This window comes from Mesorhizobium sp. M1A.F.Ca.IN.022.07.1.1, from assembly GCF_003997575.1.
In the GTDB taxonomy this organism is placed as follows: domain Bacteria; phylum Pseudomonadota; class Alphaproteobacteria; order Rhizobiales; family Rhizobiaceae; genus Mesorhizobium.
The window spans coordinates 1-1,772 of record NZ_RZST01000588.1 but is presented as its reverse complement, the minus strand read 5'-3'; the positions used below and the strand labels follow the sequence as shown (position 1 = coordinate 1,772).

Genomic DNA, 1,772 nt, shown 5'->3' with positions numbered 1-1,772 from the left:
GCTGGACTGAGGATAGCCGTGTTGATGCCGATCAGCTTGCCGTCCAGAGTAACCAGAGCGCCGCCGGAATTGCCCGGATTGATCGAGGCGTCGGTCTGGATGAAATCCTCGTAACCTTCGATGTTGAGTCCACTGCGGCCAAGCGCGCTGACGATGCCGGAGGTCACGGTCTGGCCAAGACCGAAGGGATTGCCAATCGCCACGACATAGTCGCCGACCTTCAGGGCGTCTGAATCGCCAGTCTCTATAGCCATGAGGTTTTTAGCGTCGATCTGAAGCAGTGCGATATCGGTGTCCTTGTCGCTGCCGATCAGCTTCGCCGGGAATTGCCGGCCGTCCTTGAGGGTGACCGAGATTTCGCTGCCCTCCCCAGCGACGTGATTGTTGGTCAGGACATAGCCCTTCGCCGGATCGACGATCACGCCAGAGCCGGCGCTCATCCTGGCCTGCGGCAGCTGCTCCGGCCCGAAGAAGCGCCGGTAATTAGGGTCGCTGTAAAGCGGATTGTCTTCCTTGGGGGCTTTGGAAACGACCGCGATGTTGACGACGGCCGGTGTGACGCGCTCCAGCATGGGCGCAAGCGTCGGCAGGCTGGATGCTTCAGCCGGTGCCGCCGTTTGCGCAGCAACGGGAGCGAGGCTGAAGAAAATGGCCCCCATCGCAACGGCGACGACGCGGAGGTTCGATGTGAGAGCGAGCATTGTTTGCCTCCCTGACCTGGTGTTGTCACTCCTGTCTGCGGGGCTACGCCCGCGGGGTTGAAAAAGCGGGCCCGGAACTTGCTCCAGACCCGCTCGTAGGCACACCTCATGCCGCCTTGCGCATGCCTGAATTGGCTTGGTCAGCCGCAACCTCCCGTTCGAGCGCGAGCAGCGCCTGCTGGACCTCGTCGAGGCGCGAGGGGCGGTCGTTTTCAGGCATGCCCTCATTGGTCGCCAGATCGATCAGATACTCCGTCCAAGCCCAGTTCATCAGGATCGAGCGCTTGGCCTCCAGCGTCAGCTTCGGATCGCGGGCCACGCCCATCGGCGACGTCCAGCTTTCCGGACCGGATGGATCGTTGCGGTTTGCAGCGCCGTCGAGGGCGCACCCGTAGCTCTCCTGAAGCGCGCCAAGTCCGAGCCGGTCGAGTGTCATGTTGGAAAAGCCGTAGGTCGACCTTCCGGGCTTGGCAGGCCTGGTCGCCCCATCATCAGCCTGCTCCGTCGCATTCTGAACGACATAGGACAACCCCTGTCGCTCGGCGTAGCGAACGGCCGACTCCAGCGTCGGGAAGTTCAACTCGACCTGGGTCAGCGTATCGCGGCTCCCGGTGTAGCCCATTAGCGGCTCGACAAAGGGCGCGGTGCGCCGCTCGAAAACGAGACGCCAGCCGCGCGTGCGGGCCGTGCCGGAAGTCGTCGCCGCGCGGGACGGCTTGTAGATCCGTGCGACGGCGTCGCCCGGGAAGGTCGAGCGTCCCATCGAAAGGGGCTTCTGCCGGTTGTCGTTCGACGACCACCCCCGCGGGATTGGTGCTCTGGTGGATCTGTCAACCTGTCTCTCCATCGTTCATCCTCCCTGTCTGGCATGGATGCTGCCGGCGGGGCCCTACAGCCGGCCGCCGGCGCCTGCCACGCGTCAGCTCTTGATGGCGATGCGCTTTCCCTGCGACTGCGCCTTCTCGCTCTTGGGCAAGGTCACGGTCAGCACACCATTGCTGAAGCGGGCATCGACCTTGTCTTTCTTGACCTCGTAGCCGAGCGGGAGACGGCGCTCGAAGCGGCCATAGA

Annotated in this window: 3 protein-coding genes; all 3 read right to left on the bottom strand. The window is 63.7% G+C overall.

Going from position 1 to position 1,772, the window contains the following annotated elements; all coding sequences use genetic code 11:
• Positions 1-701 (bottom strand): trypsin-like peptidase domain-containing protein (locus EOA75_RS32475; RefSeq protein ID WP_127326109.1); only part of this gene is annotated, 701 nt, incomplete at its 3' end.
• Positions 702-807: 106 nt separating this feature from the next.
• Positions 808-1,548: an ETC complex I subunit gene (locus tag EOA75_RS32470; RefSeq protein ID WP_127213883.1), complete on the bottom strand. Its 741-nt coding sequence runs from the start codon at positions 1,546-1,548 to the stop codon at positions 808-810.
• Between the two features lie 72 nt (positions 1,549-1,620).
• Positions 1,621-1,772, bottom strand: a 152-nt coding sequence (locus EOA75_RS32465) for an Hsp20/alpha crystallin family protein (RefSeq protein WP_164747743.1), incomplete at its 5' end; no start/stop codon positions are given.